We start from the raw sequence: 23,645 nt of genomic DNA, 5'->3' as shown, positions 1-23,645 counted from the left end.
AGATTTCCAAGCAGTTACGCAGGCAACATTTTCTTACCCAAACGGACTAAGAGTCCCGTTCCGGATGTTATATTTGACGCTTATACGCATGCCATTGAAAACCCTGTTCCTGAACCCTCCCTCGTTCGAGAACTTTGACGGCGGCGCTAGTTCGCGCTGGCCGGCCACTCGAGAGATCGAATCGTACTGGTACCCGGTTTGGTTGGCTTATCCGGCAGGCATGCTGGAAGGCTCGCGCCTGCTCGACGCTCCGCCTCACCACGTCTCCTCCGACGAGACCATCGAAATTGGCAAGCAGTACGAATTCCTGGTGTTGTTCACCAGCACCCCGGGATGGCAGGGAGATCAGAGACTCGCCTATGCAATGAAGGCGGCGAATCCGAAGCTGAAGATCGCCTTCGTTGGTCCGCCGGTGACGACCGCGCCGGACAAAGCTCTCACTGAATGCGACGCCATCGACTTTGTCTGCCGCCGCGAATTCGATTATTCGGTGGTTGAGTACGCGCAAGGTAAGCCGCTCGACGAGATTCTTGGCATCTCCTATCGCAAAAACGGACGCGTCGTACACAATCCCGACCGTCCGCAGATTCAGGATCTCGATGCGCTGCCGGACGTCACCGACGTTTATAAGCGCGACTTGGACGTCACGCGCTACAACGTACCGTTCCTGCTTCACCCGTTCGTGTCGCTGTATTCGACGCGCGGCTGCCCCGCGCAGTGCACGTTCTGCTTGTGGCCGCAGACGCTCAGTGGACACGCTTGGCGTAAGCGCTCGAGCGATGCAGTTGCACGCGAGATGGCCAAAGCAAAAGAGTATTGGCCGAACGTCAAGGAGTACTTCTTCGACGACGACACCTTCAACATTCAGAAGGCGCGCACAGTCGAACTCTGCGAGAAGCTCAAGCCGCTGAAGCTCACGTGGTCGTGCACTTCGCGCGTGACGACCGACTACGAAACTCTCAAGGCTATGCGTGACGCCGGCTGCCGCTTGTTGATCGTCGGCTACGAATCAGGCGATGCGCAGATTCTGAAGAACATCAAGAAAGGCGCGACGGTCGAACGTGCGCGCGACTTCACCCGCGATTGTCACAAGCTGGGACTCGTCATCCACGCGGACTTCATTTTGGGACTGCCAGGCGAGACGCGGGAGACAATTCGCAATACCATCAATTTCGCCAAGTCGCTCGACTGCGAGACCATTCAGGTTTCTGTTGCTCACGCTTATCCCGGAACCGAGTTCCACGATTACGCCGAGAAGAACGGTTTCATCATCAACACCCAATCGATGGTCGACTCCGGCGGACACCAGATGGCCCACATCGAGTATCCTGGCCTGCCGCGCGACTATGTGATGGAGATGGTCCACCGCTTCTACGACGAGTACTACTTCCGTCCAAAGCAGGTGTATCGCATCGTCCGCAAAGCCATCTTCAATAACGACGAACGCAAGCGCCTGTACAAAGAAGCCAAGTCATTCCTGAAGCTGCGTGCAGCGCGTAATCGCTACGTTGAAGAAGCGCGCAAAGCACCGCGTCCGGCGGCGATTGCTCCGGAATCACGCATAGAAGAACCAGTGGAAGTGGGGACGGAGTAAAAGCAGGGATTAGGTTACAGGGAACAGGGAACAGGATGCCTCGACTTTACCTCGGTCCCCGCGGATTCAATCGCTGATTACAAGCGATTGGTAATTGTTTTTCCTGTAACCTCTCCCCTGTTCCCTGTAACCTAGCTCACGCCGCCAGCAACTTCTCCAAATCCCCCGCCGTCCCCGGAATCACTTGTTCGTACGTGCACTGACTCGGCTTCTTATCAGGGCGCCAGCGGAGGAACTTGCAGCCATGGCGGAAGCGTCCGCCGGAGAAGTGATCGTATTGCACTTCGCAGACGAGCTTGTTCCGAAGTGGAACCCATTCGGTTGAGCGTTCATTTGACCAGCGGCTGGGACCTCCCGGAGCATTGCCGCTGAAGCCGAGTGCTTTGTCATCGGCAATAAATGGTTCGAGCGTTTTCAGCAGCTTTGGTCGATCTTCCGCTTTGAAGCTTGACGTGAAGCCGACGTGATTCAGCTTGTCCTGCTCGTCATAGAGTCCGAGCAGCAGCGATCCCACGAACTTGCCTTTGGTGGCATAACGAAAGCCACCGACCACGCAATCTGCCGTTCGCAGCCGCTTTATCTTCACCATCCCATTGCGGTCGCCTGAGTGATATGGCTCGTCGATCCGCTTCGCAACCACCCCATCGAAGCCCACAGTGGCGAGATTGCCCATCCAGCGATCAGCAGTCGCGAAGGTGCGCGTAGCAGGCGAGAGTCTTACTCCAACTCCCTTCGGAACTTCCCTGAAAAACTCTTCCAGCGCCTCGCGCCGGTGCTCGAGGGATTGATCAGTCAGCAGCTTGCCTTTGGCGTCGACCAGCAGATCGAAGCAGAGAAACGTAACCGGAGTTTCGCGCGCGAGGCGTCGAATGCGGCTTTCGGCGGGATGAATGCGCTGGAGGAGAGCATTGAAGTCGAGGTGGCCGCCGCTGAGGATCACGATCTCGCCATCGAGCACGAATTGCTTTTGCGGCAGCTTCTGCAGCGCTTCGATCAATTCGGGAAAGTAGCGGCCGAGAGGCTGTCCGGCTTTCGATTGCAGGAGAACTTCGTTGCCTTTGCGGAAAGCAAGACCGCGAAATCCGTCCCATTTTGGTTCGTAGAGCCAGTCTCCCGATTCGGGAAGGCGTGCAGCGTTGCGCGCCTCCATCGGAGGGAATGGAGGCTCGATAGGTAAGCCGATGTCGGGGAACTGCGCCTGGAGTTCTTCAGCAGGAACAGCTCCAGCGAGAGGTTCTCGATGACTTTTTCTTGCTGCCATAGTTACGCTCGGTCTACCTCGACCTCGAGCGACGGGACATTGCGTCGAATAGCGCGACGACTACGAACGCGGTCAGAAAGCTCATCATGGCGGAGCATGCAATCATCAGCAGAACGGTTTTGGAGTCGAATAAGACAGAACTCCTGGAGACTGTGATCACCAATCCGACAATATTCAACGCAAATAGCAGCAGTGCAAATGCCCAGTGCCGCCGGTCAATAGAGAAATTCACAGGATGATTGTAGCTGTCCAGATCGCAAGCTCATCCTCGGAGGCGAACTGAAATAGCAGTTCCCTCGTCGCCGTCCACACTCACGCAGCCTCAGGCTCCTTCTCGTCCGTCTGATCTTGAGAATGACTTTGAGGCGGCAAGATGTAAACCTCTCCTCCGCGAATCTGAGTTTCGTAAACGTCAATCTTGCTCTTCGCCGGACCTGCGACAACGCGTCCGGTGTGTACGTCAAACTGGGAGCCGTGCCATGGGCACTGGACGGTGCAACCGACGAGAGCACCGTCTGACAGCGGTCCGCCTTTGTGCGTGCAGTGATCACTGAACGCGATCATGCCTTGCGGGCAGCGTCCGACGACCACGCGTTCGTTGCCAACGCGTACCAGCATCATCTGGCCTTCGCTGAGCTCGCTCTGATTGCATGCGGGACGATCCCAGCTCTCCAGCCGCCGCTCTTTGAATCTGCCGGCATTCGCGTAGCGATGATCGACTCCAATCTGATTGCGATAGGCGAGCGTGCCGCCGAGCCATCCGCTTATTCCGAGTACGACGATGCAGGCGGTCATGAGGCCCAGTTCGAATCCTCCGGGCTCAGCGATCGCACTGTACCGGCGGACCGCAATCACGATGAATCCGATTAGGACGAGCAGGTTCAGGCCGGCATGAAGCAGACCGCGTCTTTTTCCGCTGGAGCGTGGAGGCACAACCGTGAACCAGTCGATAGCGCCCGGTATAGCGGCGCAGAACCCGCCAATGATGCCGAGGATGGCGGAGTAGTAACTTGCAGCCCAGAGCAGCTCATTGTTTGTGGCTTTGCCAATCAGATCGAAGATCCAACTGCCGACAAATAGCCCTAAGGGCAGCACGATCAGCATGGGATGGATAGGATGAGACTTAATCTGCGCGCGCGATTGCATGGCGATCACCTCGGCCCGATTCGGCCTACATAGACTGTTGCAAGTTGCGGAATTATGGATGGCCGAAAAAGCGGCTGTCGGCCATCGGCTCTCAGCTTTCGGCCAGCGACGTGCTGGTTTCCCCATCCAGAACGGGAATCAGTACTAACCACGCTCTTACGTTCTCTTGTGACCAGAAGGGTTGTTGGCCGAATGCCGACAGCCAAAAGCCGAGAGCCGCATTTCTGTACACTGCTGAGGACTCACTTGAACTCCCGCATGACCGAATCCTGGCTGTTCTGGGTTGGCTTCAACCTCTTTGTGCTCGCGATGCTGGCGCTCGATATTGGCCTGCATCGGCGGCGCCCGACAATGACCTTCCGGCAGGCGGTCGGCTGGACCATTTTTTGGGTGCTGCTGGCGGCGGCTTTCGCTGGCTTGGTGTACCTGTGGCATGGGCATGGGGCCATGCTCCAGTTCATCACCGGATACGTTGTCGAAGAGTCTCTGAGCGTCGACAACCTCTTCGTGTTCCTGATCCTTTTCCGCTACTTCCGGGTGCCTAGCGACTCTCAGCACAAAGTCCTGATCTGGGGAGTGCTGGGTGCGCTGATAATGCGTTTAGTCTTTATTCTGATCGGCGTTTCTCTGCTCCAGCGCTTTGAGTTCATCATCTATGTTTTCGGCGCGATTCTGATTTACAGCGGCATCGGTCTGCTCCGGAGCAGCGAGCCGGATGTCGATCCGGAAAAGAACCTGGTGCTCCGGATTTTCCGGCGCTTCTTTCCGATTACGGAGAACTTTGAAGGCAAGAATTTCTTCGTCAAGCGCGACGGAAGCTGGATCGCTACCCCGCTGTTTCTTTCCCTGCTGGTAGTCGAAACCACCGACCTGATCTTCGCCGTGGATTCCATTCCAGCAATCCTCGCAATCAGCCGCGATGCATTCATCGTTTACACCTCAAACGTGTTTGCCGTGTTGGGATTGCGGTCGCTGTACTTCGCTCTGGAGCATTTCTTCGGAATGTTCCGCTTCCTGCATTATGGGCTCTCGGTAATCCTGATGCTGATCGGTGTGAAGATGCTGATCTCGCATTTCTACGAGGCGCCGCTTGGGATTACGCTCGGCGTGGTCATCGGAATTCTGGCCTTGTCAGTGGGCGCTTCGCTGATCTGGCCTGAGCCGGAGGCTGCGGAAGAGTGAAATATTCCATTATCAGACTAGGTGTGGTTGCAACTTGAATCCAAGACCATGTGCCGAGTTCCGAAGGCGAGCATCGAGACTTAAAAGCTCAAGGTGAGGAATGATCGTGCGTGCAACCAACGCTGACGCGAGGTGTATCGCATCCAGTGATCTGACAGGTTCGTTCGGAAAGGGACGCCGAACTCTCTCGACGATCTCTGCGCCAATGGGGAAAACGTTCCAGTTATGTGCAGACGCCGAGAGCTGCCTCTGTCGGTCTGCGGCTTCGGTTTCGGTGATTCTACCGAGACTGGTTGCCCGAATCAGAACTCGTCCGCACTCAATCAGGGTTAAGTCGGAGCAACTCACGATTTCCGCAGAGGCAAGCAGTTGCTGCGTTTCAGCAGCGCGTGCCGCCTCGAATAACCACGCGAGCACGGCACTTGATTCGGCGTAGAGATTCACCGCTCCCCACGTTCTTCATTAAGAAGCTCTGCGATTTCTTCTGCGCTCATGAGTGCGGGCATGCGGGGATAGGCCGACGGATCGTTTTTTCCTCCGAGACGGACCAAGCCCTTCCTCGCCATCTCCAGGAGCCCAGGAGGCAGGGAAGAATCCTCCTCTCTCCGACCTGGAGGGTTTATTTCTGCTACAACTTCGCCCCGATCAGTAACGAGAATGGTTTCTCCCGCACGCACCTGGCGAACGTAGTCGCTGAGCTGATTTTTCAATTCACGGATGCCGACCGTTCGCACGGAAATCAATGTAGCTACTTGAGGCTACATTGTCAATTGCTTTCTTTAAATCTGCGGTGCTGAAGCCCCTGCGGCGAGTTCGCGGAGGGAATCAAAGATCTCTGTACGGCAGGCTGAGGTCGGCGCAATCGAGTCCAGCGTCATGGTGGCGGTGAAATGCGGAGATTTCTGGCTGAAGGCGATGCTTAGGAACTGACGGTCGGGATGACTCAGCAGGCTGGTAATCACCGACGTAATCTCGCGCTGCCAGTCCTTACGCGTGGTCAAGATAAATGGCGTGGTCTGCTCGAAGTCCCAGCCGGGAGCATCAGGCGGCAAATCTTTGCGGGTTCGAGCGAAGAGCCTGTAGCTCTGCAGTTCAAGCGTGAATGGCGGAGCCCAGTCGAGGTCGGCCTCGAACATCAGCGTTTCCTGGGATTTCTTGATTTTGTTGACCAGCCAGTTCAGGGGAAGCTCTTTCGGAATCAGATTTACGCGTAAGCTCGCGTTGTGAAACGCGTTGGCGCGTAGCTTCACGGGGATGTGGAAGCTCGAAGCGCCATTCCACCTCACGCCTGCAACGTGGCCGTGGCCGCAGAGCAGGTCCTCGATCCATCCCAGCACTTCAAAGGCGCGCTTTCGTGACTTGCGGGCGTAGTACACATGCCACGCGAGCAGTGCAGCGACAGCGATCGCTAAAGAAAGAAGAGCCGGGCCGAACATTACCCCATGATAGATGCCCTTAGACGCATTGTAGATGTGCGTTAACTTGCTGGCCATTGGTCACTGGCAACTACAGCATGAGCGCTTCGAAAGCTGCGCGATACGGTTCCGGAAGCGTTCGCTTTTCCATTCTCGAGTTTACGACCAGATGAGTGGTTTCGCCCTCGGCCAGAACCGTCTCGTCATGCTGGCGCACTATGGCATAGCCGAAATGAATTAGCGATCCGCGGAAATTGCGCAGCTCGGTTCTGATGATGATCTCTTCGTCGTAATACGCCGGAGATTTGTAGCGGCAGCGCGCATCAACAACGGGCAGATGGCAATCGGCTTCGAGTTCCATCTGCCTGTAGTCGAATCCGAGGCTGCGCATCAGCTCCACGCGCCCGACTTCCATCCAGATGAAGAAGTTCGCGTGGTAAACAACGCCCATCTTGTCGGTCTCGGCGTAGCGGACGCGAACGCGAACTTCATGAACTTTGGGCGAAGCCGGATGCGTCAATGCCCGCTCCACTGCGGTTTGCGTTTTTCCAGGAATGCGGTGATGCCTTCGCGAAAGTCGTGCGTCTGGCGGATGCGCGCGTTTTCCTCGATCGAAGCTTCAATCCGGCGGTCAAGCTCTTCATTCACGTTTTGCGACAGGAGCTGCTTGGTCGCGCGCAGCGATGCGGCGCTGTTCTCCATCAGCGTGTGCGCGAGCTCATGCGCGCGAGCGAGCAGATGAGCAGGGTCAACGATCTCATTCACGAGCCCGAGGCGCAGCGCTTCTTCTGCTCCGAAGATTCTTCCGGTCAGCAGCAGATCGCGTGCGTGTTTCTCACCAACTTGCCGCACTAGAAAATTAGAAACGATGGCGGGAACGAATCCGATTCGAACTTCGGTGTATCCGAACTTTGCTTCCGCAGTGGCGAGCGTGAAGTCGCAAATGGTGGCGATTCCCGTACCGCCGGCAATCGCCGCGCCGTTCACCGCGGCAATCGTCGGTTTCGGAAAATCGTAGATCGATCGAAAAAGCCGAGCCATGGTGCGCGAATCTTCCACGTTCTGCTCGTGCGTCCGCCCCACCAGTGCTTTGAGGTTCTCGAGGTCCATTCCGGAACAGAAGGCTTTGCCTGCACCGGTGATGATCAGCACCTGCAAACTCGAGCCGCGCACATGATCGAGCGCCTGCTGGAGATCGGCGATCAATTCGTAGCTGACGGCATTGCGTTTGTCTGGCCGATTTAGTGTGAGCAGAGCAATCCGATCGCTCTCGTGCAAAGTGATGGTCTGAAAGTTCATTGAAGTTGCGATGAGGCCGAACCCATGGCGATCAATTGTGACATCTTCAAAACATTATCGAGTGGCTTCCGAATCGGAACTTCGGCTCCCAACTCTTTCAAGGCTTCGATCACCGCTTCAGTCGGGATGTTTCCCACGAGCTCGTCCTGGGCAAAGGGACATCCACCGAGGCCCCCGACCGCCGAATCGAAACGACGGCATCCGGCATTGTACGCGGCCTTGATTTTCTCCTTCGCGTCGCCAGGACGGCTGTGCAGATGTGTTCCGATTTCGAGGTGACCGAATCGATTGATGATTGGGCCAATAAGGTCAGCAATCTGCTGGGGAGAGGCGAGGCCCACCGTGTCTGCTAATGAGATCTGTTCGATTTGCATGTCGGCCAACAGATCCACTGCCTCGATCACTTCCTGCACGTTCCACAGATCGCCGTAGGGGTTGCCGAAAGCCATAGAGATGTACACGACGATTCCCAATCCGGCATCCCGGGCTTTTTGTTCAATCGCTTCGAGAACGTCGATGGATTCATCGAGCGTTTGATTCTGATTATTCTTGAGGAACGTCGGCGATACTGAATACGGAAACCCCAGCGTGCGCACAGCATCGGTGGCAATTGCCCGCTCCGCACCTTTTTCGTTCACTACGATTCCGATGATCTCGACATCATCGGGAGGATCGAGCTCTTTCAGCACCTGCTCCGAATCCGCCATCTGCGGAACAGCTTTGGGCGAGACGAACGAGACAGCGTCGATGTGTTTGAATCCTGCTCCAATCAGTGCGCGCAGATACTGCGCTTTCGTGTCTGCAGGAATCTGGTGCTTAAGACCTTGCCATGCATCACGCGGACATTCGATGAGTTTGACTTCCATTTTCACCACGGAGCCACGGAGTACACGGAGTTTCCTTTTGTCATTCCGAACCGCATGATTCTGGCGGTGAGGAATCCCTACGAACTGCTACAGACGGTTGGGTCAACACACTCGTCCCCGTGACGATTCTGAATTTTTCCACAAACAACCACATGAACGCTTCGGGATCAGCATAGAAGACGATAGCGATTCCTCACCGCCAAGAGCAGGCGGTTCGGAATGACAAAACGCGAGGTCCGTCTCGTAATCACGTTTGCAAGACTCCCACACTGAACTTCGGGATATCGGGATTCAAGGACGCCGCTTCCAGTGCAGTAATCAAAACATCGCGTGTTTTCAATGGATCGATGATGCTATCGATCCATAGTCGGGCGGCGCCGTAACGAGGATCCATTTGCTCGTCGTAAGTCTTCTTCACCGATTCGTACAGCTCTTTCTTTTCGGACTCGCTCAGCTTTTTGCCGCCGCGTTCGAGCTGTTTGATTTTGATCTCAACCAAAGTTCCCGCGGCCGACGCGCCACTCATCACCGCGTATCGCGCTGTGGGCCATGCGAAGACAAATCGCGGATCGTAGGCTTTGCCGCACATGGCATAGTGTCCCGCACCGAATGAGCCGCCAATGATCACCGAAATCTTTGGCACAACAGAATTCGATACGGCATTCACCAACTTGGCGCCCGCGCGAATGATGCCGCTCCATTCCGCGTCACGCCCCACCATGAATCCGTTTACATCGTGCAAAAAAATCAAAGGAACGAGATTCTGATTGCAGTCCATAATGAATCGGGCTGCTTTTTCTGCCGATTCGGTATAGATGACCCCGCCGAATTCGACGCGTCGCTCGCCCGAGTGTTTATCCAACTCTTGCACGTTGGTCTTCTGATTCGCGACGATTCCCACGGCGAAGCCGCCGATGCGCGCGTATCCACACAGAACCGTTTTGCCGTACTCGGCCCTGTATTCGTCGAAGCGGCTGCCGTCCACGATCCGTCCGATGATCTCCTTCATGTCGTAGGGCCGAGCGGGATCGGCATCGATGATCCCGAGCAGTTGTTCTTTAGGCAAAGCTGGCTCTTCGCTCTGAACCCGGCTGAACGGTACACTCGGACGCGCCCCCATCTTTTCGACCAGCGAACGAATACGAGCGATGCAGGCTTCGTCGTTCGGCTCGCGATAATCCACCGTACCGGAAATCTGCGAATGCATCTTCGCGCCGCCAAGTTCTTCTGCTGAATACTTCATCCCAATCGCAGCCTGGACCAGCGCGGGACCGGCGAGAAATAGCCCGCTGCCTTCAGTCATGAGGATGTGATCGCACATAACCGGCAGATACGCGCCGCCGGCGACGCACATTCCCATAATGGCAGTGATCTGCGGAATGCCCATCGCTGACATGACTGCATTGTTGCGGAAGACGCGGCCAAAATCGTCGGTGTCTGGGAATACATCTTCCTGTAATGGGAGAAATACTCCGGCTGAATCGACCAGATAGATAGTAGGAATGCGATTCTCGATGGCGATATTCTGTGCGCGAATGACCTTTTTCGCGGTCACTGGGAAGAACGCCCCTGCTTTTACGGTGGCATCGTTCACGACGAGCATGAACAATCGTCCATGCACGCGTCCGAGACCAGTTACAACCCCCGCTCCAGGAGCGCCGCCCCATTCTTCATACATCTGATAAGCGGCATAGCTGCCTAGCTCCATCAGCTCCGTTTTGGGATCGATGAGCCGCGCAATGCGTTCACGAGCGGTGAGCCTTCCTTTTGCATGTTGTGAGTCGATGGCCCTGGTTCCACCGCCTTCGCCAATCTTCTCCTGTTCGCGCGCAATGGTGCCGACCAGGTCGGCCATCGCGCGAGCGTTCTTCTGAAAGCGAGGTGAGCTTGGATCCAGACTGGAGGTGATGACGTTCTGCGGGTTGGGACCGACGCGGCTCTCTGCCATTAGGCTCTCAAACGAAACCCTCTAGGGTAGCAAACCGCGCCGAATTCCTTTAGCTGCCGGGGTGATATTCGCGTTCGGTGTGTCCCTGCAGCTGCGATCGGTAGAAATAGACGTCCCGCAAATTCCCGGTGCTGTAGCGCTCGGCTTCATCGTCGAAGTGACGAGACCGAGGATCGCCACTCTCGCCGCCAACTTTCACAGCCCTGGCCCGAATGCGATCTCCGAACTCGACCACAGCAACGAAGCTGTTCCCAGCCGTTCCGTACCACTTCTTAGTTCCCGGATATGCCTTGGCGCTGAACGAAGCCAGCGATCCCCAGCGGGAGTAGGTGAAGCCGACCGGAATGCTTGGGTCGGAATCGCTGAAGTGCGGAACGATACTGTCGTTGACGCGCTGGAATCGATTTATGGCGCCCCAGGAAGTTTTCCAGGTACCGAAATCGGCTGTGAGCTTGTCAATGGCATTGGAAAGAGATTTGAGCAACTGTTCCGGAGAAATGCTCGTGGCGACGTAGTCGCCGGTTGCGATGCCTTTGTTGCGCCCGGCCCGCCCTGCGCTGCGCCAGACGTCTTCACCCCAGAACACTGCAAGGGACGTAGGAATCGAATCAACACCCCAGCGCAGATCCCAGGAGCGCAGAGTTCCGATTTGGTCCGCCAGCTTGGCCTTCAAAGGATCGTCCGACGGCAGCGCATCCCATGCCTTGAGGAGGGCCGGAATGGTCTTCTCAAACCAGGGCAGATAGCTATCGAACGCAGCCGCGATGATCGAGTCGACTGTGAAGTCTTTCTTGCCCTCGAGGACGCGTACAGCATGCAGTCCGCGTGCAGTTTCGCCGCCCATTTCAACATATGCAGGATAGTCTTCTTTCTTCGGACTGCTTGGCCCAGCCGCCGACCACGGAGCGTTATTGGAGTTGTAGAGCCATCCGCTTTTGGGATTCAGCAGATGCGGAGTTTGATCGACCGGTAGCTCTCCCTGCCACTCCGTTGCAGGATCGCTACCATCGACGGGCTTCGTCCAATCGAATCTCGTATCTCGTTTCGGAATGAAGTTGCCGTGGAAGTAGGCGATGTCGCCGTCGGCATCGGCGAAGATGGTGTTGTTGGACGAGTTCGCCTTCAGCTCCATCGTTTTCAAGTACGACTTGTAGTCTCGCGCCTTCGTGCGAGTGAATGACTGAATGAGCTGCGGGATTGGTTTCTGCATCAGTCGCACGCTCACCCATTTACCATTTTCCTCACGCACGATCGGACCATGATGCGTGCGATAGACCGTAAACTTCCTTTGTGCCATTCCCGTTTCGGTCTTATAAGGCACGGTGATTACGCGTGCGATTACGGGCCGCTCCTCATTCCCGTATTTGTAAAAGAATCGACCTCCCTTCTTCTGCACCGTCTCAAGATATTCGTCAATGGCGTCCACACCGCTCGAGGTATGCATCCAGCCAATCCGATCGTTGAAACCCTGATAAATGAAGAATTGTCCCCAAGTGGCGGCTCCATAGGCATCGAGGCCTTGGTCGCTTACCATCTGCAGCTCGGAGCGGAAAAAGAAGTCGGTATGCGGATTGATGAGAAGCAGCGCATGATGATCGGCCGTGTTGGCCGGAGAAATGGCGATGCCGTTGGATCCACTTGCTTCCACATCGCGTTCCATTGATGCGGTCGAGCTATTCGGAGGAACTCCGCCATAGAACGCCTGCAGCTCTTTCAGATTTACGCGCTCGATGTCCCCGCCAATGCTGCCTTCGGTGAAGCTCATCGCCATCCATGGCTCGAACCGCTGGATGACTCTCGGTTTCACTTCAGGATGTTTATAGAGGTAGAAGTTAAGCCCGTCCGCAAATGCATTCATCAACTCCTTCAGCCATTCGGGGCTGGTTGCGTAATCGTGCTGCAGGGTTTCAGGATCGATGAACATTTTCATCCGCAGATCCTGATAAACCTTCGACTCGCCCTCAGCCTCGGCTAGCCGTCCCATCGCATTGATGTAATTGGTTTCGACGCGATTGAAATCATCCTCCGCCTGCGCGTACTCGGCCCCGAAGACCGCATCGGCATCGGTTTTTCCATACACGTGGGCAATGCCCCAATCGTCGCGAATGATAGTCACCTTCGCTGATTCTCTCTCCCATCTGGCAATATCAGACGTCGAAGGTTCTGCGGCAAACGTTGTACCGAGCAGTGCAAGTATGAGGAGGAGCCTGTTTATAGAAATTCCCAGAGTTCTCATGAGCTGTGAAAAACAAGCGCAATTTGCGCACTTGTCTTTTTATCACCACGATTTGATTTCGTCAGGAGGCCTTCGCAGTTTCCACAGCGAATTCACGGACCGTGCGGCCGTGTCTTGGCGATTAGCTCTACGCAGCGCGCCAGAGGATTGGCCGCAATCTCACTTATTAAGCCAACCTCCAGCGCCTCTGCAGCTCCGAGCTTTTCGGCTGCAGCGAACATTTGCAGCGCCCGGCCGCGTCCCACTAAGTCCCTAAGCCTCTGTGTACCGCCCCAGCCTGTAATCAGGCCCAGTGCAGCACCGCGATGCCCAAGGACCGCGTTAGCGGCGGACAGGCGGAAGTCACAGGCCAGAGCGAGGTCGAGTCCGCCTCCCATGCAGTACCCCGAAATGGCGGCATAGACCGGAGCAGGGAATTCATCAATCAGGTTCATTAACTGTTGACCCTCTCGCGCGAACGCAAGAGCATCTGTGCTCGAGAGCGCAGCAATCTCGGTTAGATCGGCGCCGACGGAAAAGTACTCGTCATCCCCCGTGATGATCAGAGGCCTACACTTCGCGCTTCCCGGCACCTCTCCCATCAGTTGTTCAACTAGACGGCTCATCGACTGCACGCGCGCAAGCATCAGCCGGTTCATGCGGTCGGCGGAAATCAGATGGATGATGCTGCATTCTTCGCGCGATTCGAGAATGAAGTGCTCAGTCGCGGACTGCACTCGATCTAGGCAGGAATGCCGCGCGGCTTCACGTTAGCGCGGATGAATTTCACGATCTGCTCCATCGGAGTGCCCGGACCGAAGATGCCGGTAACGCCATACTGATTCAAATGTGGAACATCCTGTTCTGGAATCGTTCCACCGAGAACGACGAGGACGTCGTCCATCTGCTTCTCCTTCATAAGGGAGACCACCCTGGGAACGATTGCATTGTGAGCGCCGGAGAGGATAGAAAGGCCGATAACGTCCACGTCTTCCTGGAGAGCCGCATTTACGATCATCTCGGGCGTCTGCCGCAGGCCGGTGTAGATGACTTCCATCCCGGCATCGCGCAGAGCACGTGCGATCACCTTCGCGCCACGGTCATGACCATCCAGTCCGGGCTTGGCGACGAGTACGCGAATCTTCTTTTGCGCTTCGGGAGCCATTAGAGAACTGGTGATTATAGCGGAGAGCTATGGGTGGAGCGTATGAGTCGAGCGTACGAGTGGAGAGTGCCCTCAGAAGAGCAAAGGCCCGAAGGGCCGACATAAGCGCAGCCCAGTGGCGTCAGCCCTGGGTTGGAGTGCGCGCTGCGGTCGAGCCCTGAAAGGGCGGCACGATCTCTGTATTCGCGAAATCGCTGTAAAATTCCTCCTGATTGAATCCCAGAATGGCACAGCCGAAGAGAATCTCATCAAGAACTGCTCTTACCCTCGCCGACATCAAAAATGAACTCGGAAGAGCATCTGACGCGAAACGCGCGAAGAACCTTGCCTGGTTTTTCAAAACCGGAAAGGGTGAATACGGGGAAGGCGATCAATTCTGCGGAATCACCGTGCCGGCGCTTCGCAAGATCGCGAGCCGCTACCGAGATCTCAAGCTTTCTGACATGAAGAAGCTCCTGGGCTCTGCAATTCATGAACATCGTCTGGCGGCTCTGTTGATCTTGGTCGAGCAATACAAGCGCGCAGACGCTTCGGCGCGAGGAAATATCTTTGATTTCTATCTGGCAAACACGCGCTGCATCAACAACTGGGATCTGGTCGATGCATCGGCGCGCGATGTTGTTGGCGAGCATCTAGCCTCCCGCTCGCGAAAAATTCTTTACACCCTCGCGAAATCCGCAGATCTGTGGGAGCGGCGAATCGCAATTATTGCCACCCACGCCTTTATTCGCCGCGGAGATCTTACAGATGCGTTCAACATCTCAGAGTTGCTCCTTGGAGACAAGCATGATTTGATTCACAAGGCAGTTGGATGGATGCTGCGCGAAGCGGGCAAACAATCTGAGCCTCAGCTCGTCCGATTTCTTAAAACACACTACTCGGCTATGGCGCGCACAACATTGCGGTATGCGATCGAGCGTATGCCTGAAACGGTGCGTAAAAGGTATCTCAGAGGTGAATTCGACTGAGCTGCATGAAACCGTGTTCGATATAATTTCAAGTACCTCATCCCTAGCTCACCGGAGCCGTTCAATTGCAAAAAGCTGAAATTGGAATCATCGGAGGGAGTGGACTGTATTCGATGCCTGGCCTCTCCGATGTACATGAAGAGAAGCTGGAAACACCCTTCGGATCACCGTCCGACGCATACATTCTGGGCACTCTTGAGGGTCGCAAAGTCGCTTTTCTGGCGCGCCATGGACGCGGGCATCGCATCATGCCGACTGAGCTCAACTTTCGCGCCAATATCTACGGCATGAAGCAGCTCGGCGTCGAACGCATCATCTCGGTTTCCGCTGTCGGCTCTTTGAAAGAAGAGCACAGGCCGATGGACTTCGTAATTCCCGATCAGTTCGTCGATCGCACTCGTCAGAGAGTCTCGACCTTCTTCGGCGAAGGCCTGGTCGCGCACGTTGCATTCGCCGATCCGGTTTGTGCTGAAGTCGCGAAAGCAGCGGTGAGTGCATGCAAGAAGTCTGGAGTCACCGGCAAGAGCGGTGGAACGTACATCTGTATCGAAGGTCCGCAATTCTCGACGCGCGCCGAATCCAATTTGTACCGAAGCTGGGGCATGGACGTGATCGGCATGACGAATCTCCAAGAGGCCAAGCTCGCTCGCGAGGCCGAGATTTGCTACGCAACTATCGCGATGGTCACAGATTATGACTGCTGGCATCCCGAACACGATGCCGTGACGGTCGAGACCGTAATTTCTTATCTCAACAAGAACGCTGAGAACGCGTGCAGAGTCGTCCGCCAGACGGTGGCCGACATGCCGAAAACGCGGTCGTGCAAGTGCGGCTCGGCGCTGGAGTACGCGATTCTGACAGACCGCTCAAGAATTCCCGCCGAGACTCGTCGCAAGCTCAACCTGCTGCTTGACAAATATCTCAAGACGCAGGAGGCGAAAGCCTGATGGCCATCGTTGTCGTTGGTTCGGTCGCATATGACGGTATCAAGAGTCCTTCCGGCCAGGTTGATCGCTGCCTCGGTGGTGCCGCAACATACTTCGCGCTGTCTGCAAGCTACTTTACGCAGGTTCGGATCGTCGCCGTCGTAGGCGAAGACTTCAACAAAAAAGACGAAGACGTATTCCGCTCCCACAAAGTCGATACCAGAGGCATCGAGCATGCAAACGGGAAGAGCTTCTTCTGGCGCGGCGAATACGGCGAGAACCTGAACGAGGCCAGGACGCTCGAAACGCAGCTCAATGTCTTCCAGAACTTCAACCCACAAGTTCCTCCGGAGTATCTGGATTCTGAATTCCTGTTTCTCGCCAATATTGATCCTGTGCTACAGGGCAACGTTCGCCGCCAAATGGATGGACGGGTGAAGCTGGTCGGCGGCGACACCATGAACTACTGGATCACCGATCCGCATCATCGCAACAATCTTTTTCAGACGCTCAAGGGCGTGGATGTTCTGCTGATCAACGACAACGAAGCCAAGCTCATCGCCGGCGAGACAAGCGTTCCGCGGGCTGCGCGCAAAATCCTGCAGCTTGGTCCGCGTGCTCTTGTGATCAAGCATGGAGAGTACGGAGCAACCGTCTTCTTCAGAGATGGCGAATTTGGAGGAGGGAACCATCCCTTTCGCGCTCCTGCGTTGCCGCTGGAAGAAGTCCGCGATCCCACCGGTGCCGGTGATTCGTTCGCGGGAGGCTTCATGGGATACATTGCGTCGCAGAAGAAGGTAGACCGCGAGGTCTTCAAACGGGCTATGTTTTACGGCGGAGTGATGGGATCGTTCGCCGTCGAACGCTTTGGAACCGAGCGGCTGCAATCCCTCAGCAGGGAAGAGATCGACGCGCGCTATCAAGTCTTTCGCGAACTCACGCACATTGGCTAGCGGCTAGCAAATGTGGAGCCGGCCGCCCTCGGCCGGGTTTTCGCAACCAAAACCTGAAGCGTGTCCGAGCGAGAGACTTAAGGGCAACACGGCTTGCCGGAAGTGCACTCGGGCAGCCCCAGAGAGACACCGGCCGAGGGCGGCCGGCTCCACGTTACTCCTGGATCTCCTTCTACAATACGTATGAGTTCCAATTCAGAACTAGCGGTGAGCAAAGCTAGATTGAGAGGTCTGCAGCAAAAAAACCCTCGATCGCGTCACGAAGCCCCAGATTATCGATACGATTACTGCATTGCCGCCGCTCTCCTCGCGAGTGCTGGGCTGCTGGTCCTCTGGTTCTTCTATTCCCGAAATGAGATTCTTCTCTCCGGAGACGCGGTCGCGCACATCAACATCGCGCGCCGCGTTTTCGACTCGCGGACTCCGGGCCCGATGCAGTTGGGTACTGTCTGGCTCCCACTCCCTCATGTGCTGACGATTCCGTTTGTCGTGAGCGCACGGCTGTGGAAGTCTGGTTTGGGCGGTTCGATTCCGTCGATGGTCTCGTATGTGATTGCAGGATTGGGAATCTTTCGCTTGCTCTCTATCTGGTCGCGTCTCGCCGCCTGGCTGGCTATGCTGATATTCGCGGCGAATCCCAATGTTCTCTACGTCCAAACCACCGCACTCAACGAGCCGATGTACCTGGCTTGCTTCATCTGGTCCCTCGTCTTTTTTGTGGAAGCAAATCGCGCATTGCTGCGGTGCGATGCACGCGCAGGCAAGTGGCTGGAGAGGGGTGCCATTGCGCTCGCGGCAGGAATTCTTACGCGATACGACGGATGGTTTCTCGCCTTTGCCTGCTGGCTAACAGTTCTTCCCATCGCCTTCAGGCGAGTTCGCTTGTTGCCGGACGAGCAGCGACAAACAATCCGCAGGTCAGCTTTCAGAGCACTGCTCCTCACCACCCTCGCTCCCACACTGTGGCTGGCGTTCAATTTCGGCTCGAAGGGAAATCCACTCGATTTTGCAAACGGCCCGTACTCAGCAAAAGCCATTGCAGAGAGAACTACCGCCAAAGGTGCTCCACCGTATCCAGGCGAGGGACATCCCTGGACGGCCGGTATTTACTTCGAGAAAGCGGCTCAATTAAACATGGGAGAAAGTGAGCTGGCTAGATATCTTGTAATGTTTGTCGCACTCGCCGGCCTTTTCTTTGCACTTCGCTTCGACTGGCAGATGCCGGCGCTGTTGTGGTCGCCGCTCGCGTTCTATGCGCTCTCGATCGCATATGGCTCGGTGCCTATATTCCTGCCCGTATGGTGGCCGTTCTCTTATTACAACCTGCGCTACGGACTCGAACTCATTCCGGCGATAGCAGTTGCATTCGGATTTGCAATCGTTCTCCTGAAGCAAAGATGGAAGTGGCGATATGCGCCTCTACTCGGAGCATGCTGTCTCGGACTGCTCGTGGCTTTCTCCTATTTGGAAGCTTGGCGCGCAACACCGGTATGCCTTCGTGAAGTGCGCGCCAATGGCCAAGCTCGTTTGCAAGTGGATCGAGAGCTTGCCAAAGTTCTGGATGCGCTTCCCGCAGATGCCACGATTTTGTCATATGTCGGCTCCCATTCCGGAGCATTCGAAATGGCTGGCGTTCCTTTCCGAAGAACCATCAACGAAGGCATTTACCTGGTTTGGGATTCCTCTCTGCAATGTCCGGCAGAAGCGGCGGACTACGTCATAGCGTCCGCAGACGATCCGGTAGCCATTGCTGTCGCAGTTCATCCCGATTCGCTCACGCGCATCGCTGAAATCGATGTTCCGGGACAGCCCAGAACGACCGTCTATCGATCCACGCGCCACTGAGATCTCCCTCTGCTTTGTTAAAATCGCGCCTTCACTGATTACATGCATTCGCTCTTGAATATGACTGCGCTCGAGGTAGATCGAATAGAGTTTCTGTATCCCAGCCTTCTCCGCTTGTTGCTTGCAGGCGCGCTCGGCGGGATCATCGGCCTTGAACGCACGCTGCACCATAAAAGCGCCGGTATCCGCACCAACATGTTCATCTGCATGGGAGCGGCGCTGTTTACGATCATGTCGGAGCTGATTCCGGATCCAAGCGTCGGGGATCGCACGCGCATTGCCTCGAACATCGTGCAGGGCGTCGGATTCCTCGGCGCCGGCGCGATCCTCCACAACAAAGGTGGGGTTTCCGGCCTTACGACTGCCGCTACGATCTGGGTAGTTGCTTCCATCGGCATGGCTGCAGGCGCCGGGCACTACCTGCTTGCCACACTTACTGCAGTCATCATCCTGGTTGCGCTCAACCTGCTTGGATATCTGGAAGCGCGGCTCGGGCTCAAGCCAATCACCGTCAGCTATGAAGTAACCGGCAAGAGCGCACCGGAGATTCTCGACGAACTCAACCGAGTGTTTGAGGAGTCGCATCATTTTATGCATGGCCTTCAGATTGGGCGCTCAGCAGACCTCTCTCGCGTGCTCTTCAACCTCACCTGCACGGTGCCGGAGCATCGCGCACTCGAATCCAAGATCAAGCTGCAGCGCGGAATTGAGAGCGTCGCCACCTTCGCCAAATCGGAAGAAGAATGAGCGCGCGATCGATCCCGTTTTACAAAGCTGAGGCCTGCGGCAACGATTTCCTGATCGTCGATGCAGAGCACATGGGAACCGATGTGGCGGCATTGTCTCGCCGATTGTGCGACCGGCATCGCGGAATCGGAGCCGATGGAGTGGAATGGGTAAGCTTGGACGCACAAGGGCGAGTCCACGCGCGGCTTTTTAATGCCGACGGTTCAGAAGCAGAAATTTCCGGAAATGGAACGCGTTGTGTAGCTGCCTGGTGTGTGGAAACGCGCGGAGGTTCGGAAGTCCAGGTTGTCACTGCGGCTGGAGAAAAGGAATGCATGCTCCTGCGGCGCTCCGATTGCGATTTCGAATTCATGACCGAAATGGGAAGAGCTGAGGTCCTGGGCGAGAAAACCCTCAAAATCAACAATTCCAGCGAGCAGGGTCTGGAGATATCAACCGGTAATCCGCATTTCGTGCAGTTCGTCGAGCACTTTCCATCGAATTGGCAAGCCCGAGCGTCGGCCATAGCCGAAAGTCGCGATTTTCCGAACGGAACCAACGTAGAACTGGTTCGCATATTCGGGCGCAACCGCATTGAGTTCCGAATCTGGGAGCGCGGCGCCGGCGAGACACAATCGTCCGGCACTGGCTCGTGCGCTTCCGCGATCGCTGCTATCCACAGCGGTAAGGTGACATCACCGGTTGAGGTGTACGCGCCCGGAGGCAAGCAGGTGGTTCACTGGGATGGAGCAGATGCGCTTCTGCTGGAAGGGCCTGCACGTTTGACATGCAGGGGTGAATTCTTCGCGTGACGAGGTTTAGTCAGTACCGTTCGCGGTAGCGAATGGGTGGATAGCTAGAGCACTGGGGTAGAAAATCCGTGATTCTCATACGCAATAGCCAGCGCAGATACTATGCAGACGCGGGCTTATCCATTCGTACCCGCGAACGGTGCTGACCCGCGGAGCGAAGCGTCTCGACATATCTCCAGCTCCTGAACATCTGTTACCTTAATCTGTTTTCACCAAACGACAATTTCATCCTGCATTGCCGCACAAGAGAGACTCCGAATGCCTCCATTCAAGTTCAAAGGTGTTGATTTCATCGATTTCGACTCGCTGCTTTCAGACGACGAGCGACTCGTGCGCGACAGCACGCGCAAGTTCATCGAAGAAAATCTCGTTCCCATAATTGAACAATGCAATCGCGAAGGACGCTTTCCGCGCGAACTGGTAAAGCCCATGGCCGAACTCGGATTCTTCGGCGCAAGCCTGAAAGGCTACGGCTGCGCCGGCATGTCGAATGTGGAGTATGGCCTCGTTATGCAAGAACTGGAACGAGGTGATAGCGGTGTGCGCTCGTTCGTCAGCGTGCAGTCGGCGCTGGTGATGTATCCCATTTACGCCTTCGGCAGCGATGAGCAGAAGGACCAATGGCTTCCAAAGCTCGCGAAAGGGGAAAAGCTGGGGTGCTTCGGCCTGACGGAACCCGGCTTCGGGTCGAACCCCGGCGGCATGCGAACGCGCGCGGTGAAGCAGGGCAATGAGTACGTTCTGAATGGCGAAAAGATGTGGATCACCTCCGGCTCCATCGCCGACGTCGCGGTGATCTGGGCGAAAAGCGAGGAGCATGGGGGCAAGGTCCGCGGCTTTCTCGTGGAAACGAATCGGCCGGGCTTTTCAGCGCAGGATGTGCATGGGAAATGGTCGCTGCGCGCATCGGTTACGTCAGGTCTCTCCTTGCAGGATGTGCGCGTACCCGAGAGCAACCTGTTGCCGAAGTCCGATGGATTGAAGTCGCCGCTGATGTGCCTGAACCAGGCCCGATATGGGATAGCGTGGGGTGCGATCGGCGCTGCCATGTCCTGCTACGACACGGCGCTGCAATACTCCCTGCTGCGCAAGCAGTTTCGCGATCAGCCCATCGCCTCGCACCAGCTTGTGCAGGAGAAGTTGGCGTGGATGGTCACGGAAATCACCAAAGCACAGTTGCTCGCGCTGCAAGTTGGACGGTTGAAAGACGCCGAAAAAGTTCAGCACCAGCACATCTCAATGGCAAAACGAAATAACGTGTGGATGGCGCTCGAATGTGCTCGCCTCTCTCGCGACATTCTCGGCGCGAACGGCATTGCTGACGACTATCCGATAATGCGCCACATGATGAATCTCGAATCAGTGAAAACATACGAGGGAACGCACGATATCCACACGTTGATCATCGGCTCGAATGTGACGGGAATTGACGCCTTCTGAACAGAACCGGCGGCGGTAGCCGGTGGGGCAGCCGCTTGTGTTGCGGCTGCGTTTCTCCAGATTGCGTGCAGCATTCCAAAGCCCGGAGCTGGCCATTCGCCATCTCCGGTCCAGGCGCCTACCGGCGCCGGTTCTGTCTCAAGCAGGCTATAATCAGCAGTTTTCGCCTGCAGGCAGCCCCTTCCTGCCGGTACTTTTGCTGAGCTAGTGGCTCACCGGAGGATCTCCATGGCAAAGCCCCTTTTGGGAACCGTGCAATCGGGCAATGGACTCACGCAGCAGATGGAATTCGAGCTGGCGCTCGAATTCACGCGCATCGTCGAAGAAGCGGCCATTGAGTCCGCCAAAACGATGGGCATGGGGGATCGCCCTAAATCCGATCAAGTGGCCACCGAAGCCATGCGCCGCACCATGGACACGATCCCGATGCGCGGCACCATTGTCATCGGCGAAGGCGAGCGCGACAAGGCGCCGATGCTCTACATCGGCGAGAAAGTCGGAGCCAAAATCGAGGGGGCACTGGCGCTTCCCGAAGTTGATATCGCCGTCGATCCGCTGGAAGGCACGAATCTCTGCGCCACCGGCGCTCCTAACGCAATCACGGTCCTCGCCGCTTCAGAACGTGGTGGATTGCTGCACGCTCCCGACTGCTACATGGAAAAGCTCGTCGTCGGTCCGGCGTGCAAGGACGGCATCGATCTCGATGCGCCTGTGAAGTACAACCTCAAGATGATCGCCAAGAGCCTGGATCGCGCCGTGAAAGATCTGGTCATTATCGTGCTCGATCGTCCACGTCACGAAAAGCTCATTGACGAAATTCGCACGGCTGGAGCGCGCATTAAACTGATTGGAGATGGCGATCTTTCCGCCGGCATTGCAGCCGCCGTGCTCGGAACTGGCGTCCATGCCGTCATGGGGACCGGCGGAGCGCCAGAAGGTGTGATTACCGCTGCTGCGATGCGCTGCCTCAACGGCGAGATCCTGGCGCGGCTGGTCATCGACCGTCCTGAACTCGAACAGCGCGTTGCCAAAATGGGAATCAAAGACATGAAGAAGATCTATCGCTCCGAAGACCTCGCGCCGGGTGAGAACGTTGTATTTGCGGCCTGCGGAGTGACCGACGGATCTCTGCTGAAAGGCGTCCGTTTCTTTGGTGACGGGATTCGCACGCAATCATTAGTCATGACGAGAAGCACTGGAAAAGTGCGGTTCATCGACAGTATCCATGTGCATCAGGGGCCAGAGTTCAAAGTGCGGTTTTGAATTTTCTCGCTGATAAGTTGCGAACGACGGAGCAAAATACCGGCGGTCTTCCGTCTCTAAGCTGCTGAATCCACGTTGGATTTCCACACCTTTTTGGTATTGATTCTGACGGCGATTCCTGCTTTCATTACAAATGACAGCATGAGCGAATAAAAAGAGAAATTACGGCCTTGAGGCGCGACGCGAGGAGATTTGGTTCTTCGTGCGTGTACTCAACAGGTTGAGGAGTTTAGCCAACGGCTGTTGCATTTTGCTGCCGATTGCCAGCACCCGGCGTGGGTTTCTGGATTGAACACCGAGCTCATGACTAGTGCGAATGTGATCAGAATGCAATTTTCGTAATCGCTAATCCCAAGATTTGGGGATTTCCAAACTCCAAATCCCAAGATGTTGTATTCCAAAACGAGACAAAGGACCGAAAATGCGGAGTAAGCCCTTTCCTTCCGGGATTTTGCATTGGAAGGGGGGAGGGGGAGGGCATGGAGTGAACCCCAAAAATGAGACAGGGAAATAAGGGACTGAGTACATTGAATGGAGAAAGGCAATGGACTTGGCCCGAGGCAGCTACAGTCGTGATTTCAAGATATCGGTGATGCGGGCGATGGATGCCGGCGAGAGCGG

Annotated in this window: 20 protein-coding genes; 10 read left to right on the top strand and 10 right to left on the bottom strand. The window is 56.0% G+C overall.

The genetic code is table 11. The features are described 5' to 3' along the window. Nucleotides 1-88 precede the first annotated feature (88 nt). Nucleotides 89-1,594 carry a hopanoid biosynthesis associated radical SAM protein HpnJ gene (hpnJ, locus tag VFU50_17115; protein HEU5234585.1) on the top strand — a complete coding sequence of 502 codons (1,506 nt, stop codon included), beginning with the start codon at nucleotides 89-91 and terminating at the stop codon, nucleotides 1,592-1,594. A 136-nt stretch (nucleotides 1,595-1,730) separates the two neighbouring features. On the opposite strand, the gene VFU50_17110 is transcribed toward hpnJ, so the two are convergent. Both VFU50_17110 and VFU50_17105 read right to left on the bottom strand, forming a co-directional pair. Further along, nucleotides 1,731-2,855: an ATP-dependent DNA ligase gene (locus VFU50_17110; protein ID HEU5234584.1), complete on the bottom strand. Its 1,125-nt coding sequence runs from the start codon at nucleotides 2,853-2,855 to the stop codon at nucleotides 1,731-1,733. A 312-nt stretch (nucleotides 2,856-3,167) separates the two neighbouring features. Next, a complete protein-coding gene (locus VFU50_17105; GenBank protein HEU5234583.1) occupies nucleotides 3,168-4,001 on the bottom strand; it encodes a DUF2231 domain-containing protein in 834 nt (277 codons plus the stop codon). Nucleotides 4,002-4,259: 258 nt separating this feature from the next. Here VFU50_17105 and VFU50_17100 point away from each other — a divergent pair, with 258 nt between their 5' ends. Next, a complete protein-coding gene (locus VFU50_17100) occupies nucleotides 4,260-5,183 on the top strand; it encodes a TerC family protein (GenBank protein ID HEU5234582.1) in 924 nt (307 codons plus the stop codon). A 779-nt stretch (nucleotides 5,184-5,962) separates the two neighbouring features. On the opposite strand, the gene VFU50_17095 is transcribed toward VFU50_17100, so the two are convergent. The 8 genes from VFU50_17095 to VFU50_17060 all read right to left on the bottom strand — a co-directional run bounded on the left by VFU50_17095 (nucleotide 5,963) and on the right by VFU50_17060 (nucleotide 14,091). Then, nucleotides 5,963-6,676: a hypothetical protein gene (locus VFU50_17095; GenBank protein ID HEU5234581.1), complete on the bottom strand. Its 714-nt coding sequence runs from the start codon at nucleotides 6,674-6,676 to the stop codon at nucleotides 5,963-5,965. A gap of 13 nt (nucleotides 6,677-6,689) precedes the next feature. Continuing rightward, the gene (locus VFU50_17090) at nucleotides 6,690-7,118 is read right to left on the bottom strand and encodes a thioesterase family protein (GenBank protein ID HEU5234580.1); all 429 of its coding nucleotides are present in this window, start codon (nucleotides 7,116-7,118) and stop codon (nucleotides 6,690-6,692) included. Further along, the gene (locus tag VFU50_17085) at nucleotides 7,115-7,897 is read right to left on the bottom strand and encodes an enoyl-CoA hydratase-related protein (GenBank protein HEU5234579.1); all 783 of its coding nucleotides are present in this window, start codon (nucleotides 7,895-7,897) and stop codon (nucleotides 7,115-7,117) included. Before VFU50_17085 ends, VFU50_17090 begins: the two co-directional genes overlap by 4 nt. Next, nucleotides 7,894-8,763: a hydroxymethylglutaryl-CoA lyase gene (locus VFU50_17080; protein ID HEU5234578.1), complete on the bottom strand. Its 870-nt coding sequence runs from the start codon at nucleotides 8,761-8,763 to the stop codon at nucleotides 7,894-7,896. Before VFU50_17080 ends, VFU50_17085 begins: the two co-directional genes overlap by 4 nt. 247 nt (nucleotides 8,764-9,010) lie before the next feature. Beyond that, a complete protein-coding gene (locus VFU50_17075; protein HEU5234577.1) occupies nucleotides 9,011-10,711 on the bottom strand; it encodes an acyl-CoA carboxylase subunit beta in 1,701 nt (566 codons plus the stop codon). 49 nt (nucleotides 10,712-10,760) lie between these two features. Then, the gene (locus tag VFU50_17070; protein ID HEU5234576.1) at nucleotides 10,761-12,827 is read right to left on the bottom strand and encodes a penicillin acylase family protein; all 2,067 of its coding nucleotides are present in this window, start codon (nucleotides 12,825-12,827) and stop codon (nucleotides 10,761-10,763) included. A 212-nt stretch (nucleotides 12,828-13,039) separates the two neighbouring features. Beyond that, nucleotides 13,040-13,663 (bottom strand): enoyl-CoA hydratase/isomerase family protein, encoded by a 624-nt coding sequence (locus VFU50_17065; GenBank protein ID HEU5234575.1) that lies wholly within the window; start codon nucleotides 13,661-13,663, stop codon nucleotides 13,040-13,042. Between the two features lie 5 nt (nucleotides 13,664-13,668). After that, nucleotides 13,669-14,091: a cobalamin B12-binding domain-containing protein gene (locus tag VFU50_17060; protein ID HEU5234574.1), complete on the bottom strand. Its 423-nt coding sequence runs from the start codon at nucleotides 14,089-14,091 to the stop codon at nucleotides 13,669-13,671. A gap of 224 nt (nucleotides 14,092-14,315) precedes the next feature. Between VFU50_17060 and VFU50_17055 the strand changes: the two genes are divergently transcribed. From VFU50_17055 to glpX, 8 genes are all read left to right on the top strand, one after another. Continuing rightward, nucleotides 14,316-15,059: a DNA alkylation repair protein gene (locus VFU50_17055; protein ID HEU5234573.1), complete on the top strand. Its 744-nt coding sequence runs from the start codon at nucleotides 14,316-14,318 to the stop codon at nucleotides 15,057-15,059. A 65-nt stretch (nucleotides 15,060-15,124) separates the two neighbouring features. Beyond that, nucleotides 15,125-16,006, top strand: coding sequence for an S-methyl-5'-thioadenosine phosphorylase (locus tag VFU50_17050; GenBank protein HEU5234572.1), 882 nt, complete (start codon nucleotides 15,125-15,127; stop codon nucleotides 16,004-16,006). After that, nucleotides 16,006-16,938, top strand: a complete 933-nt coding sequence (locus tag VFU50_17045) for a PfkB family carbohydrate kinase (GenBank protein HEU5234571.1) — start codon at nucleotides 16,006-16,008, stop codon at nucleotides 16,936-16,938. The genes VFU50_17050 and VFU50_17045 overlap by 1 nt, the downstream gene beginning before the upstream one ends. Before the next feature lie 207 nt (nucleotides 16,939-17,145). Then, a complete protein-coding gene (locus tag VFU50_17040; protein ID HEU5234570.1) occupies nucleotides 17,146-18,783 on the top strand; it encodes a hypothetical protein in 1,638 nt (545 codons plus the stop codon). A 42-nt stretch (nucleotides 18,784-18,825) separates the two neighbouring features. Next, the gene (locus VFU50_17035; protein ID HEU5234569.1) at nucleotides 18,826-19,530 is read left to right on the top strand and encodes an MgtC/SapB family protein; all 705 of its coding nucleotides are present in this window, start codon (nucleotides 18,826-18,828) and stop codon (nucleotides 19,528-19,530) included. Beyond that, nucleotides 19,527-20,321 carry a diaminopimelate epimerase gene (gene dapF / locus VFU50_17030; GenBank protein HEU5234568.1) on the top strand — a complete coding sequence of 265 codons (795 nt, stop codon included), beginning with the start codon at nucleotides 19,527-19,529 and terminating at the stop codon, nucleotides 20,319-20,321. Before VFU50_17035 ends, dapF begins: the two co-directional genes overlap by 4 nt. 258 nt (nucleotides 20,322-20,579) lie before the next feature. Next, nucleotides 20,580-21,761: an acyl-CoA dehydrogenase family protein gene (locus VFU50_17025; protein ID HEU5234567.1), complete on the top strand. Its 1,182-nt coding sequence runs from the start codon at nucleotides 20,580-20,582 to the stop codon at nucleotides 21,759-21,761. Between the two features lie 228 nt (nucleotides 21,762-21,989). Then, a complete protein-coding gene (gene glpX / locus VFU50_17020; protein ID HEU5234566.1) occupies nucleotides 21,990-23,024 on the top strand; it encodes a class II fructose-bisphosphatase in 1,035 nt (344 codons plus the stop codon). The last annotated feature ends 621 nt before the right edge of the window (nucleotides 23,025-23,645 follow it).

This window comes from Terriglobales bacterium, assembly GCA_035764005.1.
Taxonomy (GTDB): domain Bacteria; phylum Acidobacteriota; class Terriglobia; order Terriglobales; family Acidobacteriaceae; genus Gp1-AA112.
The sequence above is the reverse complement of the archived record's forward strand: the minus strand, read 5'-3'. Positions and strand labels throughout refer to the sequence as shown.

Coding starts and splice junctions, on each gene's coding strand:
- VFU50_17045 (HEU5234571.1), top strand. CDS start 16,006: ATGGCCATCGTTGTCGTTGGTTCGGTCGCATATGACGGTATCAAGAGT.
- VFU50_17095 (HEU5234581.1), bottom strand. CDS start 6,676: ATGGCCAGCAAGTTAACGCACATCTACAATGCGTCTAAGGGCATCTAT.
- VFU50_17110 (HEU5234584.1), bottom strand. CDS start 2,855: ATGGCAGCAAGAAAAAGTCATCGAGAACCTCTCGCTGGAGCTGTTCCT.
- VFU50_17025 (HEU5234567.1), top strand. CDS start 20,580: ATGCCTCCATTCAAGTTCAAAGGTGTTGATTTCATCGATTTCGACTCG.
- VFU50_17055 (HEU5234573.1), top strand. CDS start 14,316: ATGGCACAGCCGAAGAGAATCTCATCAAGAACTGCTCTTACCCTCGCC.
- VFU50_17085 (HEU5234579.1), bottom strand. CDS start 7,897: ATGAACTTTCAGACCATCACTTTGCACGAGAGCGATCGGATTGCTCTG.
- VFU50_17060 (HEU5234574.1), bottom strand. CDS start 14,091: ATGGCTCCCGAAGCGCAAAAGAAGATTCGCGTACTCGTCGCCAAGCCC.
- VFU50_17035 (HEU5234569.1), top strand. CDS start 18,826: ATGCATTCGCTCTTGAATATGACTGCGCTCGAGGTAGATCGAATAGAG.
- VFU50_17075 (HEU5234577.1), bottom strand. CDS start 10,711: ATGGCAGAGAGCCGCGTCGGTCCCAACCCGCAGAACGTCATCACCTCC.
- glpX (HEU5234566.1), top strand. CDS start 21,990: ATGGCAAAGCCCCTTTTGGGAACCGTGCAATCGGGCAATGGACTCACG.
- VFU50_17100 (HEU5234582.1), top strand. CDS start 4,260: ATGACCGAATCCTGGCTGTTCTGGGTTGGCTTCAACCTCTTTGTGCTC.
- VFU50_17105 (HEU5234583.1), bottom strand. CDS start 4,001: ATGCAATCGCGCGCGCAGATTAAGTCTCATCCTATCCATCCCATGCTG.
- hpnJ (HEU5234585.1), top strand. CDS start 89: ATGCCATTGAAAACCCTGTTCCTGAACCCTCCCTCGTTCGAGAACTTT.
- dapF (HEU5234568.1), top strand. CDS start 19,527: ATGAGCGCGCGATCGATCCCGTTTTACAAAGCTGAGGCCTGCGGCAAC.
- VFU50_17080 (HEU5234578.1), bottom strand. CDS start 8,763: ATGGAAGTCAAACTCATCGAATGTCCGCGTGATGCATGGCAAGGTCTT.